Source organism: Ureibacillus chungkukjangi, assembly GCF_003217295.1.
Lineage (GTDB): Bacteria > Bacillota > Bacilli > Bacillales_A > Planococcaceae > Ureibacillus > Ureibacillus chungkukjangi.
In genome coordinates, this window is the sequence record NZ_QJTJ01000004.1 from 184,963 (window position 1) to 204,176 (window position 19,214).

Consider the following 19,214-nt stretch of genomic DNA (forward strand, 5'->3'; position numbering starts at 1 on the left):
TTGGAAGAAGAGTTGTTCCTATAAGTGGACAGCTCTTTATCCCCAAAAGGTTAGTAGCAAATAGAATACATAAAATTTCTAGCATCAATGGTTACGTAGCAAAAGAAAGGGGGCTTTAACTATATGTTTAATACCATCAAATTTTTACAAGCTCTTGGGGCAAGTTTGTTAGTGACGATTATCGTCTCGTTTATCATTGGCTTTATTCCAATACACAGCATGAACTTATTCGTTTTTATTCAATTGCTTCTCACGTATGGAGCTATGGGGTATTTTGCAGCAAAATGGAATCCACAAACTCCCTACACAACAGCTTATTTGGGAGCATTAGTCATTGCTGTTACGAGCTTCCTTCTTTCCCATTATGTATTTAATATTTTAGTTTTTACAGATCCGGAGGGAATTGCACGAAGCCTGACGTTTGCTGTTCTGACAAGTTTACTAGTTGCCTATATCTATACAGTAATTAGAACAAGAAGAGAAGGTGTTCTCCAATGATTCGTGATATTTTCGATATTTATAACCGGAATTGGAGTCAAATATTAATTTGGTCTTTTTTAATCATTCTTCCTGTGACGACACTAAGTTTTTTAGGTATGGTTTATGTCATTAGCTCAGAAGATTCTATTGCTCCTCATTACTTTGCGGGGCTTGCGCTTTTGCTGAATTTTTTGATTTGTATACCACCATTTAAGAAAATGGTTCAGATTGATAAACAAGATGATACGATTAAGCCGATCGACGGGATACGATTTTTCTGCAAGCAATTCGGAATCATCCTCGTCTTTACCAGTATTATTTACTTTATTGCCTATTTGGGCATGTTTCTATTGTTTATTCCAACTGTAATGGCGATGATTTTTTTATTAGTTTTCCCATTCTTTTCAGAGCAGCGAAGTGTAAAGGAAGTACTGTCCCAATCTATAAGTGCCATTGTGAGAGAAAATTTTGCATTGATTGGTGATCTCATTGTGATTTTAAGTATTAATCTAGGAATTTGGGCGATTCTCATGCTCTTTTTTGAGCAGTATGACAATAATTTATTGGCTTATTTAATCATTCGCAGTGTGCTAAATATGCTCATATTCCCGTTTTTCTATATTTACTTAACGCTGAGATATCAAGCAACGCCAAGCGGCCAACTAGCGAACGAAAGATGGTGATGAAGCGGATGGAAAAATTAATAAGTAACGAGCACGTCCAATTAGATTTTCGGAAAACAAATCTGATGCTTATGATTTTATGGTCTTTTCTAACATTGGGTGCCTATATTGGGGTATGGTTTTTAAAACAAAGAGATACCATTCAGCAGTTTCCCACAAAGCTTGGCATTCACTTTGGGCTTTGGCGATTCTTTACGATTGCCTCCTTTGTATTTTTATTTATCAAGATTTTTGGCGGGATTATTTTAAGTGAATATGGAATAGACAATATTCAGTCCTATGAAACGATTTTTAACTTCTTCTTTATAGGACTGCTCTATTATTCTATTTTCCGCTTAAAAGAAGGCTTAGAGGATGAATACGGCATTTCTTTGAATTTTTATTTACTAGTATTTTTTCATATTTTCTATATTCAGTATAAACTGAACCAATCACAGTTAGTAAAGGGATGATGTTATGAAGCAGCAACTACCAACTGTATCATTTTCGAAAAATCGGGTTTTTATCACCCTATTTCTACATGTCGTTATTGGAGCAATGAGCAGCTTTGCACCAGAAGAGAATGTAGGCACCTGGATGAAAATTAATATTCTATTGGCACTTATTTTCGGACTGACAAATTACATTCTATGGATTATCCATAAGAATGATAGTAAACGGTATTTTTCATTACATTCCTTTGTGATGATGCTGGGGGTTGCTTATTATATGATGGCGCCAGCCTTTAGAAGCCTTTACCCAACCTTGTTTTTCTGGATTTTATTAGTCGTGACGATTGGATTTTTAGGGTTCCTTTTACTAAAGCGTGATGAGATCACAAGAGCGCTTGTTAACCCTCAAGATGCTTGGTTTAAGAAAATCGTCTTTGGCTATTGCGGCGTTATATTTATTTTAGGCAGTACGCTATGGGCTTACATGCTTGCGACACAAACGGGTCCATTCATGCCGGTTGCCATTATGCTCTTTTTTATAGGCATCTTTTTAATGATGGTTTCACCAGCCATGCTATCGACACCAAAACGTGTAAGAGAGCTAGAACAGCTTTGATGTAGGGTCATGGCTGTTCTGCTTTTTATAATAGGAGTACATAAGGGATTTACGAAGGAGGCGATTTGTTTGAAGCGACGGGAACGACTAAAGGATGAAAGAGGATCGCTTTCCATAGAGTTCTTAGGGATTCTTCCATTATATTTCTTACTCTTCCTGCTACTTTGGCAGGTGGTAGCTTCTGGCTATGCGGTAATCAGCTTGAAGGCGGTGGCATCTGACGCAGCGCAGGTTTATGCGGTATCTGAGGATTACTATGAAACAAAAGAAGTGATTGATCAATCAATCGGTGGTTCTTCGCTATTGCGAAATCATTATTTTGTCATCCAAAATGTCTCTGGAAGTGCTGATTTATTTGAAATCAAAATTACAGCCAGCCATCCATTAGTCTTTCTGCCAGATAGCTTTGCCAATCGAGCTTCCATCTCTATCGACTCAAAGGCAACAGGAAAGGTGCTTGTCCCATGAAGCATTTAAAAAATGAAAAGGGCAGTGCAGCAATATTCCTGCTGTGGATCATGACAGTCATTATCGTTCTGTCCCTTCTTATCGTCAATATCGCCAAGGTCTACGCCGTCAAGCAACAGGCATCAACCGCCGCGCAACTAGGAGCCTTTGCGGCAACGAGTGAGATTTTGTTCGCCACCGAGGAAGCCATCAAGGATTTTGATAAGGCCATGCTAGAGACGCTTGGAGAAGGCGAAGAATACGAGGCGCTATGGGATGAAATCGAAGAACGCAAAAAAAGCTATCTAGCAAATGGAGACGGGGAGCAACGGGCTTATATCAAGGCTTTAAATGAAATGCTGCCTGGAAGATTAGGAGACCATATTTTAAAAGGCTTCTTCAACGCAAAATTCCATGCCGATGCAGCCCTCAGTACAAAAATTTATACTACCGTCCAAAGAGTGGTCCGCGAAAACGAAGGCAATGACGAGCATCTCGAAATCATTATTTCTAAGGAAAAGTACCGAGTCGAAGTCAAAACAGACGCCACCTATAAGACCATCGCAAGCGGAGAATACATCAACAGCTTCTCCAAAGATATCCCACAAGTCGGCTACGGCCCCGAACTAACCTTTTTACGATATATACTGAATTAAAATCACGCCAGAAGAAGGTGGAATTCTTTTCATTTGGGGTGATTTTTTTGTGGAGTGGGGGAGGAGCTGGGAAAACAAGTCGACTGCGGACGAGGTTGCATCAGCTTTTTGTGATGAAGGACAGTTTAGGAAGGATTTCATCAAAAGTGTCTTTCATAAAGGGGATGAAAGACAGTAGAGCAAAGGACAGCAGCAAAAGTGTCTTTCATAAAGGGGATGAAGGACGTTTTAGCAAAGGATAGCATTGAAAGTGTCTTTCATAAGCGGGATGAAGGACAGTTGATCAAAGGACAGCAGCAAAAGTGTCTTTCATTAAGGGGATGAAGGACAGTAGAGCGAAGGGCAGCAATAAAAGTGTCTTTCATTAAGGGGATGAAAGACAGTAGTGTGAAGAACAGCAGCAAAAGTGTCTTTCATAAAGGGGATGAAAGACAGTAGAGCGAAGGACAGCAGAAAAAGTGTCTTTCATTAAGGGGATGAAAGACAGTAGAGTGAAGGACAGCAGCAAAAGTGTCTTTCATTAAGGGGATGAAAGACAGTAGAGTGAAGGACAGCAGCAAAAGTGTCTTTCATTAAGGGGATGAAAGACAGTTTAGCCAAGAGCAGCAACAAAAGTGTCTTCATACAGAAGATAAAGGGCAGTGCGATAAAAAAATCCATTACGTAATTCTAAGATTTCAAGGATATTTGCAAACTACAGCACTAAAAAACGCGAGCTCTCATCAACAGCTCGCGTATCCTCTTCACTTATATTTTACTGAGCACTTTCTTACTTTTCCTTTGATAGTTTACTAAATAAATACTAAGTCCAACGAAAATCATTCCATAGAATAGATTTACTGTGATTGCTTCATCTAAAAAGATTGCACTAATGATGACCGAGAGTATTGGCACAAGAAAAGTAAACGCCCCTACTTTGCTTGCTTCACCTTCATTTATCAGCTTGTAATAAAGAATTTGTGCAATCGCCATTCCAGCTGTGGAGCCCCAGATTAAACTAGAAATGAGTCCCATATTCCAAATGATAGTGCTTGCATCCTCTGTTACAAAGCCGCCAAACAACAGAACAGCACCACCGATTACTAGCTGCATAACCACCATCCAATAAGGGTCTACCCGTGTTTTATTTTTCTTCACATATACGACACCACTCGCCCATACTAAGGCAGTCGCAAGAGCAAGCGTCACGCCAATTGCGGACACATGGATTGTCAGACCGTCCATGCTCACCAAGAAGATGCCGATAAAACCAAGGACTAAGCCAATAATTTTGGTGATTGTCATCCCTTCACCTAAAAACCACCAAGCGAGGATTCCTAACAAAACTGGTTGAAAATAAACAAGAACTGAGAATAATCCACCAGGCAAATAAATGAGACCAACCGTTTGAATACCTAAATAGAGCACGATATTTAAAGTCGCCGAAATTAAATAATAACGCCAATTACTTTTGAATCGTAAACGATGGCGATTTTTCCAAGCGATTACTACTAAAATGGCCCCCCCAACAAATGCACGAACCCCGGCAAATAAAAGCGGAGGCATAAAATTAACCCCATTCTTATAAATCGGCCAACTCACACCCCAAATCAAAATCAACAACACAAGCAGCGTATACGACATCAACTTGGAACTCTCGTTTCCCACAAGCAAACCTACTTTCTAAGGTGTGCCTGGTACACACACAACTCCAGAACAATTCAGAATACTCCATGTACCAGGCACCCACACAATTCCCACACAATTCTCCTTAATATATGTAGGGATGCTTTAATTTGTTTTAGTGGGTGGTACGGACATTTGCACCTACTCTATAGGAAATGATAAAATGAAAATTGAGACTATATGGGAAGTGAAAAAATCCATGGCAAACATTTTAAATAAAATTTTTGATCCGAACAAAAGAGAAGTTAAAAAATTAACGAAAATTGCAGATCAGGTAGAGGCGTATGCTTCTCAAATGGAACAACTGAACGATGAGGATTTAAAAGAAAAAACAACAGAATTTAAAGATCGCTACCAAAAAGGCGAGACTTTAGAGCAGCTGCTTCCAGAAGCATTTGCTGTTTGTCGTGAAGCAGCACGCCGTGTACTAGGAATGTATCCTTTCCGCGTGCAAATTATGGGGGCTGCAACTTTAAACGAGGGTAATATTGCGGAGATGAAAACAGGGGAAGGTAAAACTTTAACTGCTACGATGTCTGTGTACTTAAATGCATTAACTGGTAAAGGCGTTCACGTTGTGACTGTCAATGAGTATCTTGCAACACGTGATGCTACAGAGATGGGCGAGCTTTATAATTTCCTTGGCTTGACAGTAGGCTTAAATTTAAACAGCCTGACAAAGGATGAAAAGCGCGAAGCTTATGCAGCAGACATTACATATAGTACGAATAACGAGCTTGGATTCGACTATCTACGTGATAACATGGTTGTTTATAAGGAAGAGCGTGTGCAGCGTCCTCTTCACTATGCAGTAATTGACGAAGTTGACTCGATCTTGGTCGATGAAGCACGTACGCCACTGATTATTTCGGGACAAGCTGGTAAAACGGCACAGCTTTACCTTCAGGCCAATATGTTCGTAAGCCGCTTAAAAGTGGAAGAAGATTACACGTATGATGAATCAACAAAGGGTGTTACATTAACTGATAACGGTATTGGAAAAGCAGAAAAAGCATTTGGTATCGACAATTTATTTGATTTATCACACGTTCGATTATTGCATGCCATCAACCAATCGTTAAAAGCGCATGTTTCCATGCATCGTGATGTGGATTACGTTGTTCAAGATGGCGAAATTATTATCGTTGATGGATTCACTGGTCGTCTTATGAAGGGGCGCCGCTATTCTGATGGGCTTCACCAAGCAATTGAAGCAAAAGAAGGCGTTGATATTCAAAATGAATCGATGACAATGGCTACAATTACGTTCCAAAACTACTTCCGTATGTACGAGAAGCTATCTGGTATGACTGGTACTGCAAAAACTGAGGAAGAAGAGTTCCGTAACATTTATAATATGCAGGTTGTTGCGATTCCGACGAACAAGCCAATTGCTCGTGATGATAGACCAGATTTGATCTTCGCTACGATGAATGGGAAGTTTAATGCGGTGGCAGCAGAAATTGCTGAGCGTCACAAAAAGGGTCAGCCTGTTTTAGTTGGTACGGTTGCTATTGAAACGTCGGAAATTATCTCTGATTTATTAAATAAACATAAAATCCCGCATAATGTATTAAACGCGAAGAACCATGAACGTGAAGCGGAAATTATTGCGAACGCGGGTAACCGAGGTGCTGTAACAATTGCCACAAACATGGCCGGTCGTGGTACTGACATTAAGCTTGGAGAAGGTGTGCTTGAGCTTGGTGGTTTAGCTGTAATTGGTACTGAACGCCATGAATCTCGTCGTATAGATAATCAGCTTCGCGGACGTTCAGGTCGTCAAGGGGATCCAGGGTTAACGCAATTCTACCTTTCTCTTGAAGATGAGCTAATGCGTCGCTTTGGCTCTGATAAGATGAAAACGATGATGACTAGACTTGGAATGGATGATAATCAACCAATTCAGTCAGGCATGGTATCAAAAGCGGTGGAATCAGCTCAAAAACGTGTTGAAGGAAATAACTTTGATGCGCGTAAACGTTTATTACAATACGATGATGTTTTACGGCAGCAGCGTGAGGTAATTTACAAGGAACGTCGCGATGTATTAGAAACTGAAAACATGCGTGTCCTTGTTGAAACGATGATCCAGCAGTCTATTGAAAATATTGTTGGTGTTCATACACAGGGCGAGCCAAAGGATTGGAACCTAAAATCGCTGGAAGATTATATCCAAGCGAATTTATTAGAAGAGGGTGCCATTAAAGCGAGCGATTTAGAAGGAAAAACGCCTGAAGAAATTATTTCCTTCATTTACGCTGAGGTACAAAAACGCTACGACGAAAAAGAAGAAATGCTAACACCAGAACGTATGCGTGAGTTTGAAAAGGTTATCCTGCTTCGTTCAATTGATACAAAATGGATTGATCATATCGATGCGATGGATCAATTACGTCAAGGGATTCACCTGCGCGCTTACGGTCAAACAGATCCATTGCGTGAATACGAACAAGAAGGATTTGCAATGTTTGAGGACATGCTGGCTTCTATTCGTGAGGATGTAACGAAATATGCATTGAAGGCGCAAATTCGCAACAATCTAGAGCGTGAAGAAGTGGCAAAAGGACAAGCTGTGAATCCAAAAGAGGAAACAGCGCCAAAGAAAAAGCAGCCCGTACGTAAAGTAGAAAACGTCGGCCGTAATAATCCATGTCCATGTGGCAGTGGCAAGAAATATAAAAACTGTCATGGTGCTGAGTAATTTAGTTTACTAAAAGCCTGTTACTACAAATAAATTCTAAGAACGAACACTTGAACCGTAGTCATCTTTTTCTCATGGAATCGATGACACGGTTCTAACAGTTTTAAATACGAGTACGGAGGATTATAAATGATTGAATTATCAGAAGTAAGAAATGTGCTAGAAACTACAGCCTCAAAATTGGCGGACTTTAGGGGGTCTCTTTGACTTAGAAAACAAAGAGGCACGTATTCAGGAGCTCGATGAATTAATGCTTATGCCTGATTTTTGGAATGACCAAAATGGGGCACAAACAGTCATCAATGAAGCGAATGGGCTAAAAGCAATTGTCAATGAATTTAATGAGCTTGTGGAAACACAGGAAAATCTAGAAATGACATTGGAGCTTTTAAAGGAAGAGCCAGACGAAGAGCTTCAAGAAGAATTAGGCACTGAAATTGAAGATTTTGGTCGTAAAATGGACGGCTTTGAGCTACAAATGCTTTTAAGTGAGCCATATGATAAAAATAATGCCATCTTAGAGCTTCACCCAGGTGCAGGTGGGACAGAATCACAGGACTGGGGTTCAATGCTGCTACGCATGTATACGCGTTGGGCTGAAAAGCATGGCTTCAAGGTTGAGACAATGGATTATTTACCAGGGGATGAGGCAGGGATTAAATCTGTTACCCTGTTAATTCAAGGGCATAACGCCTATGGTTATTTAAAAGCAGAAAAAGGGGTACACCGTTTAGTGCGTATTTCACCATTTGATTCTGCAGGAAGACGCCATACATCCTTTGTTTCTTGTGATATCATGCCAGAGTTCAATAACGAGATTGAAATCGATATTCGCACAGAGGATTTAAAAATAGATACGTACCGTGCAACAGGTGCTGGTGGGCAGCATATTAATACGACGGATTCAGCTGTACGTATTACCCATACCCCAACTGGTGTTGTAGTATCCTGCCAGGCAGAACGTTCACAAATCAAAAACCGTGAAAAAGCGATGAACATGTTAAAGGCAAAATTGTATCAGCTTGAAATTGAAAAACAACAGGCAGAGCTTGATGCGATCCGTGGAGAGCAAAAAGAAATTGGCTGGGGCTCTCAAATTCGTTCATATGTTTTCCATCCGTATTCAATGGTAAAAGACCATCGTACAAACTTTGAAACTGGTAATGTTCAAGGCGTTATGGATGGCGATCTAGATGATTTCATCAATGCATATCTCCGTTCTCGTATCGGTCAATAATACTTATAAAAACCTTTTTAGCGTTTCCATGCTAAAAAGGTTTTCTTTTTATGCTTATCTAAGGTGTAATTTAAATTGGTTATTTAGCAAATACTGTTCTTTAACAAAATTGATCGCAATCTTTAATATCTCTTCTTCGACTCTCTTTAGGGATTGATGAAATTCCCCATTAATTACCTCCAAATCTTAATTGCATTATTTCTGTTTTGTTGTATTATAATAATAAGAACAAACGTTCTATTATTAGGAGGGTTTTTAATGGCACATATTCCCATTGAAGCTGTCCCATATCTAGAAGCAGCAATATACTTACCTATGCTCCTGATTGTACTGGAAAATGATCAAGCACAAATAGAGACTGGGCAGTTTAAATTAAAGCGTCCATATATTTATTTAATTGATGAAGCAAGAAAATATGCTGAATGTGAGTTAAGGAGCACTAAGGTGTATTTGAAAAATCATCAATTAAGAGTAGTACAAGGTAGAAGAGATGAAATGTTCACAGAATATCAGTTTCATTATAAGAAGGTCATGGATGTTCGAAGATACTCGAATATTAGATTGAGAAATCATGTTGAAGATTTACTTAAAGAGTACTTAAGTAAAGCTTCACATACTAATCATCTTGATCTTGATTTAGCGGAAAAAAAGGATTAATTGAATTAAGAGGTTTTGGCTTAGGTTCATTTTCAGGTTGAATCTCTCTTTTTAGATTAAAGATATGTTTATATAACTCGATTGCACGTAAGTATTGTGTTTGAAAAGAGGTAAAGCTCACTGGTAATGGATGCTCTTTTCCATCAGGCAGAGTGATTTCAGTAGGAAGCTTAGGGTCGCTAATGATTGAAATGCCATGAAGTGCAATCCAAATATTATTAGGTGATGAAGGAGAATAAATTGGAATCATTATATTTGTTGCTTTCTCATTAGGAAGATTGATTGGCACCTTATGCTTATCTTTACCAAAGAAATCCTTTGAGAATCGAATGGCAGCATTGTAATTATAGCCAAATAAATCGCAAGACTTACGAATTATGTAAAACGGCTTGCGCTTTACAATATACTCACCATTTTTATCATAAATGTAAGAATAAATTTTTTCTCCCTCTTTGTATGGCGCAATCAGATAAGTATCTAGATTAATCCGGTATGAATCTAAAACAGGTATATCCTTTGTCATTGAAAAATTCCTCCTTAGATAATTTTTTAATGCTAAATAACCAATTTAAATAAATCATAATATGAACTTTTTACTGATTCAACAGAAGATTTTGACAACTTTGTGAAATTATATTTAAATAATAATTTCATCGTATTAACCAGGAATATAGTGGAAAATTAAATGCTCTCTCCCTTGCTGTAGGAAATTTTTCCCTAGGCTCATGAAAAAATAGATCTATTTTTCAGAAAATATTGCAAATTGATAACTGTTTTTTTATAATAGAAAAAAGGGAATCGGGGTGATATCGATGGATAAATATTATTCATACACAGATTTTCTTAAGGCAGTTGGACACTATCAACATGCAAACGAATCTGAAAAGTTATTGAATGACATTTATTTGGACTTGTTTTTGAACAGAATGCAAAGATTGCAAAGAATTGAACAGCTGAAAGATCTCATCGATAGTGCATTAGACGAAAGAAACGAAGAAGCTTTTTATGAGTACACAAAAGAGCTAAGTGAATTACAAGAAACTCAAGAAATGGAAGAGTCACAAGAGTCGGTAATGTAGATGAATATAATGTTAAAAAAGTCGCCTTGGCAGTAGTCCCCTTAGGGATGTGATACTGAAGGCGACTTTTTGTGTTTAGAGTAGTGAAAATGATGGAAAAGAATAAAATCATAGACAAATTCCACATCAGATGTTTTAAAAGATTAAAATTAGAAAATAGTAGAAGTAAGAAATAAAATTAAAAACGTACGTTCGCATATTTCTCGTAATTTAAAAAGAGATATGCTAAAATAAATATACAAGATTTGGATGGAAGGACGAACGAAAAATGGCCACTTTTGACTTACAATCTGTATACCATCCGAGTGGCGATCAGCCGAATGCCATACAAGAGCTAGTGAAGGGCATTCAAGAGGGCAAAAAACACCAAACGTTACTCGGAGCAACAGGTACAGGAAAAACTTTTACAGTTTCTAATGTTATACAAGAAGTAAAGAAGCCAACGCTAGTAATTGCGCATAATAAGACATTGGCAGGACAGCTTTATAGTGAATTTAAGCAGTTTTTCCCCAACAATGCAGTAGAATACTTTGTTAGTTACTATGATTACTTTCAGCCAGAAGCGTATGTACCGCAAACAGATACATACATCGAAAAAGATTCCAGCATAAATGATGAAATTGATAAGCTAAGACACTCTGCAACATCCGCACTGTTTGAAAGAGATGACGTAATTATCATAGCTTCAGTCTCCTGTATTTATGGCTTGGGGAATCCGGAAGAATATCGAGAAATGGTTGTATCCATTCGAACTGGAATGGAAATCGAACGAAATCAATTATTGAGAAAATTGGTAGATATCCAATATGAAAGAAATGATGTCAATTTTACACGTGGGACATTCCGCGTAAGAGGAGACGTTGTTGAAATATTCCCAGCTTCAAGAGATGAAAAATGCCTTCGAGTAGAATTTTTTGGAGATGAGATCGATCGCATTCGTGAGGTGGATGCTTTAACAGGTGAAATTTTAGGTGATCGTGATCATGTTGCCATATTCCCGGCATCCCACTTCGTAACACGTGAAGAAAAAATGGTGAAAGCTATTGAAAATATCGAAGTGGAACTAGAGCAGCAGCTAGAAAAATTCCGTTCAGAGGATAAATTATTAGAAGCGCAGCGATTAGAGCAGCGTACAAACTACGACTTAGAAATGATGCGTGAAATGGGCTTTTGTTCGGGTATTGAAAACTATTCACGTCACTTAACCTTGAGAGATGCTGGAGCTACACCCTATACATTACTAGATTACTTCCCAAAGGATTTTTTACTAGTAGTCGATGAGAGTCACGTTACATTGCCGCAAATTCGCGGGATGTTTAACGGTGACCAAGCTCGAAAAGGCGTTTTAGTCGATCATGGATTCCGACTACCATCTGCCTTAGATAACAGGCCATTGAGATTTGAAGAGTTTGAAAAGCATATTAGTCAGGCCATTTATGTTTCTGCAACACCAGGACCATACGAAATAGAGCATACACCAGAAATGGTAGAGCAAATCATTCGTCCAACAGGATTGCTGGATCCAACCATAGATGTACGACCAATAGAGGGACAAATAGATGATTTAATCGATGAAATTAACGAACGCATAAGAAAACAAGAGCGTGTTCTTATAACGACATTGACGAAGAAAATGTCGGAGGATTTAACGGCGTATTTAAAAGAGCTGGGCATGAAGGTTGAGTATCTGCACTCGGAAATTAAGACACTAGAGCGGATAGAGATTTTAAGGGAGCTGCGTAAAGGAACCTATGACGTATTAGTAGGAATTAACCTACTGAGAGAAGGGTTGGATATTCCGGAGGTTTCTCTCGTAGCAATTCTCGATGCTGATAAAGAAGGGTTTTTACGCTCTGAACGTTCATTGATCCAAACAATTGGACGAGCTGCCCGAAATTCCAATGGTCATGTCATTATGTATGCAGACAATATAACAGATTCCATGCGAAAAGCCCTTGATGAAACAAAGCGTCGTCGTTCTATTCAAGAAGACTATAACAAAAAGCATGGCATTACGCCGATGACAATTCAAAAGAAAATTCCTGAGTTGATTCGAGCAACACAAGCAGCAGAAGCAGAAGAGACATACATGACAAAGGTGACAAAAGGAAAGAAAATGACAAAGTCCGAAATCGAAAAGCTTGTTGCATCGCTTGAGCTAGAAATGAAAGAAGCAGCAAAAGCGCTTGATTTTGAACGTGCCGCAGAATTGAGAGATACAATATTTGAACTGAAGGTAGAGGGATAAGCAATCGTGAAAAATACTGAAATAGTAGTGCAAGGTGCACGTTCAAATAATTTGAAGAATATTAACGTTACTATTCCTCGAGATAAGCTAGTTGTTATTACTGGCTTATCTGGGTCAGGAAAGTCTTCCCTGGCATTTGATACGATTTATGCAGAAGGACAACGCCGCTATGTTGAATCCCTTTCTGCTTATGCACGACAATTTTTAGGTCAAATGGATAAACCAGATGTTGACTCAATTGAAGGACTATCTCCCGCAATTTCGATTGACCAAAAAACGACAAGTAAAAATCCTCGTTCCACTGTGGGAACAGTAACAGAAATTTATGATTATTTACGACTTTTATTTGCCCGTATCGGGAAACCGATTTGTCCAATCCATGGTACAGAGATTGCATCTCAAACCATTGAACAGATGGTCGATCGATTATTAGAATATCCGGAGCGCACAAAAATGCAATTGTTGGCGCCGGTTGTTTCAGGACGTAAGGGTGCACATGTCAAATTGCTTGAGGATTTAAAAAAGCAAGGCTATGTACGTGTACGTGTAGACGGTGAAATGCAGGATCTAGATGACTCAATTGAGCTAGATAAAAATAAAAAGCATAATATTGAGGTTGTAATTGACCGTGTAGTTGTTAAAGAGGGGATCTCTTCGCGTTTATATGAGTCACTTGAAACAGCCTGTAACTTAGCTGATGGAAAAGTGCTAGTAGATGTAATGGAGCATGAGGAATTACTATTTAGCCAGCATCATGCCTGCCCATTATGTGGATTTTCTATCGGTGAGCTAGAGCCGCGTATGTTCTCTTTCAATAGTCCCTTTGGTGCATGTCCTTCATGTGATGGACTAGGAACAAAACAAGAGGTTGATTTGGATTTATTAATTCCAGACTGGGATAAGACTTTAGAGGAGCATGCGATCGCTGCTTGGGAACCAACTAGCTCTCAGTATTATCCACAGCTCCTGAAGGCTGTTTGTACACACTATGGCATTCCAACGGATGTACCGGTTTCGCAAATACCAAAAAGTCAGATGGATAAAATCTTATACGGCTCTGATGGCGAGAAAATCCATTTCTATTACCAAAACGAGTATGGCAGTGTTCATAACAAAGCAATCGAATTTGAAGGGGTTGTCCGCAATATTGAGCGACGCTTCCGAGACTCTACTTCAGAATATGTTCGTGAGCAAATGCAAAAATACATGACTGAACAAGCCTGTCCATCGTGTAAAGGCTACCGTTTAAAGCCAGAGACACTTGCAGTAAAAGTAGAGGGTTTACATATTGCAGAAGCTACACAGCATTCGGTAGGAGATATGTTTGGATTTTTCTCCAATTTAACGCTTTCAGAAAAAGAGATGCAAATTGCTAGACTCATTATTCGAGAAATTACTGAGCGATTGAGCTTTTTAATAAATGTGGGGCTAGATTATCTAACTCTTTCTCGCGCTGCTGGTACTTTATCAGGAGGAGAGGCGCAAAGGATTCGTCTTGCTACCCAAATAGGCTCCCGCTTATCTGGCGTTCTTTATATTCTTGATGAGCCATCGATTGGATTGCATCAGCGAGATAATGATCGACTGGTGGCAACGATGCAGGATATGCGTGATTTAGGAAACACATTGATAGTAGTGGAGCATGACGAGGATACAATGATGGCCGCCGATTATTTAATTGATGTGGGACCTGGAGCTGGAGTTCATGGTGGCGAAATCGTAGCTGCTGGAACACCAGATGAAGTAATGAATGATTCTGCATCAATTACAGGGCAATATTTAAGTGGGAAAAAATTTATTCCCCTTCCAATCGAACGTCGAAAATCTGATGGGAGAAAGCTAACCATCAAAGGTGCAACCGAAAATAACTTGAAAAATGTAAAAGTCGATATTCCTTTAGGCCAATTTATTGCTGTAACAGGGGTTTCAGGCTCTGGTAAATCTACACTGATTAACGAAATTTTATATAAGGCACTGGCACAGAAGTTAAATCGTGCAAGAACAAAGCCTGGTGCTCATAAAGAAATCACAGGCATTGAACATTTGGAAAAGGTTATTGATATCGATCAATCTCCAATCGGTCGAACACCCCGATCAAATCCAGCCACATATACTGGTGTCTTTGATGATATTCGTGACCTTTATGCATCAACAAACGAAGCGAAAATTCGAGGCTATAAAAAGGGCCGTTTTAGCTTCAATGTAAGAGGTGGGCGCTGTGAAGCTTGTAGTGGAGACGGGATTATCCGGATCGAGATGCACTTCCTGCCAGATGTCTATGTCCCATGTGAGGTATGTCATGGAAAACGTTATAATCGTGAGACATTAGAGGTACGCTATAAAGAAAAAAACATTGCTGAGCTATTAGATATGACGATTGAAGATGCCGTAGTATTCTTTGAAAACGTCCCGAAAATTCAACGGAAACTTCAAACGATTGTGGATGTAGGGCTGGGTTATATGAAGCTAGGACAACCTGCTACAACTCTATCAGGTGGGGAAGCGCAGCGTGTAAAATTGGCCTCCGAGCTACATCGCCGTTCAACAGGGAAGTCTATTTATATTTTAGATGAACCTACAACTGGGCTTCATGCACATGACATTGCCCGCTTGTTAAAGGTACTCCAACGACTTGTGGAAAATGGAGATACAGTGCTAGTTATCGAGCATAATCTAGACGTTATTAAAACAGCCGATTATCTAATCGACTTAGGTCCAGAGGGTGGAGAAAAGGGAGGCACAATTTTAGCAACCGGCACACCTGAGGAAATTGCCGCAAACGAGAAGTCGTACACAGGGCACTATTTAAAAACTGTTTTAGAACGTGACCGAAAACGCATGGACACTCTATTAGCAGAAGCAACGAATAAATAATAAATGTCAAAATTTAAAGATAAGATATGAAACTTTTTCACCTCCCTCAGCGTATAACTAAATATACACATAGAGGGAGGCTTTTTTGAAAATGGAAAACGAACGCAAGCGCATATTAAAATTAGTTGAAAACGGAACAATCTCAGCTGAAGAGGCGATAGTTTTACTTGAGGCGTTAACAAAAGAACAGAACTCCACTCAACCTACAATCGTTCCTCTAACTAAAAGTACAGTAGAAGAGGCAAAAGCTACACAAGAGCATAGTGAAGCTTCACAACAACAAACAACTGAAGAAAAGAAAACTAAAACAACAGGTTTTGAGGATTTCTTTGGCAAAGCATTTAACAATAGTGATACAAATAAAAAAATGGATGAATTCATGAACGATTTAAAACAAGATCTCTCTCAATTTAGTGAAAGAGTAATGGGGTTAATGAATACAACCTTCACGAAAATAAAGGACTTCGATTTAGAGTTCCCGTTTGGGGAAAAAGTACAGTTTGACAAAACCTATACATTTGATGCTGACGTAGTTAAAGGCATTGAAATCGATCTTCCAAATGGAAAAGTAGATTTTGTAAAATCGGAGGGGCAACAAATAGTAGTGGAAACACAGGTTAAGACGTCCCTAATTGACCATGATGAAGAAAAAACAAAAACTCAATTTGAAGAGAAATTTGTAAATTTAACAAATGATAAATTAACGATTTCTGTTTCAACTAAGCTTTCTCAGGTTTCATTGCGACTAGTGGTACCAGAAAAGCTTTATGATCTTTTATTAGTGCGTTTATTAAATGGCAGTGTAACGATTCAAAACCTAGAATCCAAGCTATTAAAAGTAAAGACATATAATGGGGCAGTTAAAGTCGATCAAGTATCCTTCCAGCATGCCCATATTGAGACAGGAAATGGCTCAATTGATTTGCGTAATGTCAAAGGTGAAGATTTAGAAACTGAGACAGTGAACGGACGTATTTATATCGATGGTGAGCTGCAGGAGGTAGAAGCAGAATCTGTAAACGGTGCAGTGGTCATTACTACAAATGCAAAGGATGCCAGAAAAGTAAAAGCCCAAACGGTTGCAGGAGCTGTTGAACTTTACGTTCCGAAATCTATATCGTTGGATGGACAAGTGGCAACAAACTTCGGAAAAGCAGATGTAGGTTTACCTGATGTAGAAACAAGACTGGAAGAAGACCAATTCTTCCTTAAAACCTACCATTTCGATAAAATCATCGATGATGCCAATATTTTAAAACTAAATGGTGAGTCGCGAACGGGTGCTATCATCGTTCGCTATATCGCAGAATAAATTTAAAAAACGAATCGCAGCTCAATCGCGGTTCGTTTTTTCATTATTATTTTAATATTTAAGGGAAAGCTGAACAGATCCTCTTTATAAGTGGATTTTACATTTACACTCATATTTAATTGGGCAGCTGTGGGATAAAAGTTGTATGGCTTACTGAGACCATTGTACAAGAAGGTGTGATTTAAATAATAAACTTTTTCTATTTTTTGGATGGTGACTTGTATGCTTAAATCCTTCAGATGCATTACAATACATAAGTATTGCTATTAGTAAGTGCTAATCTTTCTTTTGAATTCGCTTTGTAATTTAAAAGGGATTTTTGTCTGTTTATGGAATAATAGAAAGAGGTAAGAAAAGAAATAATTCTATTAGCATAGAAAATATGGAAAATTTATAAATTCCATCCTTCCTGACAAGAAATATGAAATGAAATTGTAATAAAAACTTAGGAAATGAATGCTATAATGGTTGTTGAGTGAAAAAATCTATTTTAATAGAAACTTGAAACTTAGGTGGTTTTATTTATGATTCAAATGAATAACGTCGTAAAGAAATATCCAAATGGTGTAGTTGCAGCAAATGGAATTTCTATAGATATACAAAAAGGTGAGTTTGTCTATGTAGTGGGCCCGAGTGGTGCTGGTAAATCTACATTTATAAAATTAATGTATCGTGAGGAAAAGCCTACGTCAGGTGAAGTTGTTATTGCAGGAATGGATTTGACGAAGCTTAAAAATCGACAAGTTCCGCTACTTAGACGTCAGTTAGGTGTAGTATTCCAAGATTTTAAATTACTACCAAGATTGAATGTATATGAAAATGTTGCATTTGCTCTTGAAGTTATAGAAGAAAACCCAAAAGATATCCGTAAACGCGTGATGGATGTTTTAGACTTAGTTGGTCTAAAGCATAAAGTTCGTATGTTCCCTAATGAGCTTTCAGGTGGAGAGCAACAGCGTGTGGCAATTGCTAGGTCAATTGTTAATATGCCTAAGGTTGTTATTGCGGACGAGCCTACAGGTAACCTGGATCCAGAGACTTCCTGGGAAATCATGAATATTTTTGAAGAAATTAATACACGTGGAACGACTATCGTGATGGCAACTCATAACCGTGAAATTGTAAACACAATTAGAAAACGTGTTATCGCTATCGAAGGCGGTTTAATTGTACGAGATGTATACGGAGGTGACTACGGCTATGAAAGCTAGAACAATCCGACGACATTTTCGTGAAAGTATAAAGTCGCTTGGTCGAAACGGTTGGATGACTTTTGCATCAATTAGTGCTGTAACTGTCACATTGCTTTTAGTAGGTGTCTTCACTATCATCATGATGAACTTAAACAAAGTGGCAGATGATATTGAAAATGATGTAGAAATTAAAGTGTTAATAGATATTATTTCAGACCCGACTGAGGCTCAGGCAGCTGAAGAACAACTGATGGAAGAAATTAGAGGTTTACCTGGAGTCGAAGAGGTCGTATATTCATCTAAGGAAGAGGAACTTAATTTATTAATAGCAGGTTATGGAGAAGAGCTTAGTCTATTTGAGCAAAGTAACCCACTAAACAATGTGCTTTATGTAAAAGCAACAGAGCCTCAACAGACAGCTAGTGTCGCAAAGGCAATTGAAAAATTTGAGCATACACAAGAAGTGAAGTATGGAGAAGGTAAGGTTGAAAAACTATTTAGCTTCTTAAATACAAGCCGAAACGTAGGTTTAATCTTAATAGTAGGCTTATTATTTACAGCGATATTCTTAATTTCCAACACAATTCGAATTACGATTATTGCGCGTAGAGATGAGATAGAAATTATGAAGCTAGTAGGAGCAACAAATTCTTTCGTGCGAATTCCATTTGTTTTAGAAGGAATGTGGCTTGGTGTTTTAGGTGCATTGATTCCGATTGCTGTTGTATCAATAGTTTACGTTAATATTTTCAACATCGTACAACCAAAGCTAGACGGTGAATTTTTACAGCTGCTTAGTGCAACTCCATTACTATATCAAGTAAATGGATTACTCCTAATAATGGGTGTGTTCATTGGGATATGGGGAAGCTTCATGTCAGTTAGAAAATTCCTGAAGGTATAATTCTGCCTGTCTTGCGAAAAAAGTAGAA

The 19,214-nt window shown here is 38.5% G+C and carries 17 protein-coding genes; 15 read left to right on the top strand and 2 right to left on the bottom strand.

Annotation, left to right across the window (positions count from 1 at the left end):
- The first annotated feature begins 123 nt into the window (after nt 1-123).
- From BJ095_RS05330 to BJ095_RS05355, 6 genes are all read left to right on the top strand, one after another.
- Nucleotides 124-498: a hypothetical protein gene (locus BJ095_RS05330; RefSeq protein WP_107932685.1), complete on the top strand. Its 375-nt coding sequence runs from the start codon at nt 124-126 to the stop codon at nt 496-498.
- A complete protein-coding gene (locus tag BJ095_RS05335; RefSeq protein ID WP_107932687.1) occupies nt 495-1,163 on the top strand; it encodes a hypothetical protein in 669 nt (222 codons plus the stop codon). The genes BJ095_RS05330 and BJ095_RS05335 overlap by 4 nt, the downstream gene beginning before the upstream one ends.
- A gap of 8 nt (nt 1,164-1,171) precedes the next feature.
- Nucleotides 1,172-1,615 carry a hypothetical protein gene (locus BJ095_RS05340; protein ID WP_107932689.1) on the top strand — a complete coding sequence of 148 codons (444 nt, stop codon included), beginning with the start codon at nt 1,172-1,174 and terminating at the stop codon, nt 1,613-1,615.
- 4 nt (nt 1,616-1,619) lie between these two features.
- Nucleotides 1,620-2,210, top strand: a complete 591-nt coding sequence (locus BJ095_RS05345; RefSeq protein ID WP_107932691.1) for a hypothetical protein — start codon at nt 1,620-1,622, stop codon at nt 2,208-2,210.
- A 69-nt stretch (nt 2,211-2,279) separates the two neighbouring features.
- On the top strand, nt 2,280-2,678 hold the full coding sequence (locus BJ095_RS05350; RefSeq protein ID WP_107932693.1) for a hypothetical protein: 399 nt from the start codon (nt 2,280-2,282) through the stop codon (nt 2,676-2,678).
- Nucleotides 2,675-3,313, top strand: a complete 639-nt coding sequence (locus BJ095_RS05355) for a Tad domain-containing protein (RefSeq protein ID WP_107932695.1) — start codon at nt 2,675-2,677, stop codon at nt 3,311-3,313. Before BJ095_RS05350 ends, BJ095_RS05355 begins: the two co-directional genes overlap by 4 nt.
- 747 nt (nt 3,314-4,060) lie before the next feature.
- Here the strand turns inward: BJ095_RS05355 and BJ095_RS05365 are convergent.
- Nucleotides 4,061-4,936 carry a DMT family transporter gene (locus tag BJ095_RS05365; protein ID WP_107932699.1) on the bottom strand — a complete coding sequence of 292 codons (876 nt, stop codon included), beginning with the start codon at nt 4,934-4,936 and terminating at the stop codon, nt 4,061-4,063.
- 241 nt (nt 4,937-5,177) lie between these two features.
- On the opposite strand from BJ095_RS05365, the gene secA reads away from it, so the two are divergent.
- The 3 genes from secA to BJ095_RS05380 all read left to right on the top strand — a co-directional run bounded on the left by secA (nt 5,178) and on the right by BJ095_RS05380 (nt 9,576).
- Nucleotides 5,178-7,682, top strand: coding sequence for a preprotein translocase subunit SecA (gene secA / locus BJ095_RS05370; protein WP_107932753.1), 2,505 nt, complete (start codon nt 5,178-5,180; stop codon nt 7,680-7,682).
- A gap of 132 nt (nt 7,683-7,814) precedes the next feature.
- Nucleotides 7,815-8,919 (top strand): peptide chain release factor 2 gene (gene prfB / locus BJ095_RS05375; protein WP_107932755.1). Its coding sequence is split into 2 segments (ribosomal slippage): nt 7,815-7,886 and nt 7,888-8,919, totalling 1,104 coding nucleotides; the frame shifts between segments, so codons are not numbered across the junction.
- Between the two features lie 258 nt (nt 8,920-9,177).
- Nucleotides 9,178-9,576 (top strand): hypothetical protein, encoded by a 399-nt coding sequence (locus BJ095_RS05380; RefSeq protein ID WP_107932701.1) that lies wholly within the window; start codon nt 9,178-9,180, stop codon nt 9,574-9,576.
- Here BJ095_RS05380 and BJ095_RS05385 read toward each other — a convergent pair.
- Nucleotides 9,536-10,099 carry a competence protein ComK gene (locus tag BJ095_RS05385; RefSeq protein ID WP_107932703.1) on the bottom strand — a complete coding sequence of 188 codons (564 nt, stop codon included), beginning with the start codon at nt 10,097-10,099 and terminating at the stop codon, nt 9,536-9,538. The two genes, BJ095_RS05380 and BJ095_RS05385, sit on opposite strands and share 41 nt — an antisense overlap.
- Before the next feature lie 289 nt (nt 10,100-10,388).
- On the opposite strand from BJ095_RS05385, the gene BJ095_RS05390 reads away from it, so the two are divergent.
- The 6 genes from BJ095_RS05390 to ftsX all read left to right on the top strand — a co-directional run bounded on the left by BJ095_RS05390 (nt 10,389) and on the right by ftsX (nt 19,186).
- Nucleotides 10,389-10,655 carry an IDEAL domain-containing protein gene (locus BJ095_RS05390; RefSeq protein ID WP_107932705.1) on the top strand — a complete coding sequence of 89 codons (267 nt, stop codon included), beginning with the start codon at nt 10,389-10,391 and terminating at the stop codon, nt 10,653-10,655.
- A 268-nt stretch (nt 10,656-10,923) separates the two neighbouring features.
- Nucleotides 10,924-12,903 carry an excinuclease ABC subunit UvrB gene (uvrB, locus tag BJ095_RS05395; RefSeq protein ID WP_107932707.1) on the top strand — a complete coding sequence of 660 codons (1,980 nt, stop codon included), beginning with the start codon at nt 10,924-10,926 and terminating at the stop codon, nt 12,901-12,903.
- A gap of 6 nt (nt 12,904-12,909) precedes the next feature.
- Nucleotides 12,910-15,777 carry an excinuclease ABC subunit UvrA gene (uvrA, locus tag BJ095_RS05400; RefSeq protein ID WP_107932709.1) on the top strand — a complete coding sequence of 956 codons (2,868 nt, stop codon included), beginning with the start codon at nt 12,910-12,912 and terminating at the stop codon, nt 15,775-15,777.
- Nucleotides 15,778-15,868: 91 nt separating this feature from the next.
- Nucleotides 15,869-17,089 (top strand): DUF4097 family beta strand repeat-containing protein, encoded by a 1,221-nt coding sequence (locus BJ095_RS05405; RefSeq protein ID WP_107932710.1) that lies wholly within the window; start codon nt 15,869-15,871, stop codon nt 17,087-17,089.
- Nucleotides 17,090-17,613: 524 nt separating this feature from the next.
- Nucleotides 17,614-18,300 carry a cell division ATP-binding protein FtsE gene (ftsE, locus tag BJ095_RS05410; protein ID WP_107932712.1) on the top strand — a complete coding sequence of 229 codons (687 nt, stop codon included), beginning with the start codon at nt 17,614-17,616 and terminating at the stop codon, nt 18,298-18,300.
- Entirely contained in the window at nt 18,290-19,186 is an 897-nt protein-coding gene (gene ftsX / locus BJ095_RS05415; RefSeq protein WP_107932714.1) for a permease-like cell division protein FtsX, read from the top strand. Before ftsE ends, ftsX begins: the two co-directional genes overlap by 11 nt.
- Nucleotides 19,187-19,214: the final 28 nt, after the last annotated feature.

Coding starts and splice junctions, on each gene's coding strand:
- BJ095_RS05330 (WP_107932685.1), top strand. CDS start 124: ATGTTTAATACCATCAAATTTTTACAAGCTCTTGGGGCAAGTTTGTTA.
- BJ095_RS05335 (WP_107932687.1), top strand. CDS start 495: ATGATTCGTGATATTTTCGATATTTATAACCGGAATTGGAGTCAAATA.
- BJ095_RS05340 (WP_107932689.1), top strand. CDS start 1,172: ATGGAAAAATTAATAAGTAACGAGCACGTCCAATTAGATTTTCGGAAA.
- BJ095_RS05345 (WP_107932691.1), top strand. CDS start 1,620: ATGAAGCAGCAACTACCAACTGTATCATTTTCGAAAAATCGGGTTTTT.
- BJ095_RS05355 (WP_107932695.1), top strand. CDS start 2,675: ATGAAGCATTTAAAAAATGAAAAGGGCAGTGCAGCAATATTCCTGCTG.
- BJ095_RS05365 (WP_107932699.1), bottom strand. CDS start 4,936: ATGTCGTATACGCTGCTTGTGTTGTTGATTTTGATTTGGGGTGTGAGT.
- secA (WP_107932753.1), top strand. CDS start 5,178: ATGGCAAACATTTTAAATAAAATTTTTGATCCGAACAAAAGAGAAGTT.
- BJ095_RS05380 (WP_107932701.1), top strand. CDS start 9,178: ATGGCACATATTCCCATTGAAGCTGTCCCATATCTAGAAGCAGCAATA.
- BJ095_RS05385 (WP_107932703.1), bottom strand. CDS start 10,099: ATGACAAAGGATATACCTGTTTTAGATTCATACCGGATTAATCTAGAT.
- BJ095_RS05390 (WP_107932705.1), top strand. CDS start 10,389: ATGGATAAATATTATTCATACACAGATTTTCTTAAGGCAGTTGGACAC.
- uvrB (WP_107932707.1), top strand. CDS start 10,924: ATGGCCACTTTTGACTTACAATCTGTATACCATCCGAGTGGCGATCAG.
- BJ095_RS05405 (WP_107932710.1), top strand. CDS start 15,869: ATGGAAAACGAACGCAAGCGCATATTAAAATTAGTTGAAAACGGAACA.
- ftsE (WP_107932712.1), top strand. CDS start 17,614: ATGATTCAAATGAATAACGTCGTAAAGAAATATCCAAATGGTGTAGTT.
- ftsX (WP_107932714.1), top strand. CDS start 18,290: ATGAAAGCTAGAACAATCCGACGACATTTTCGTGAAAGTATAAAGTCG.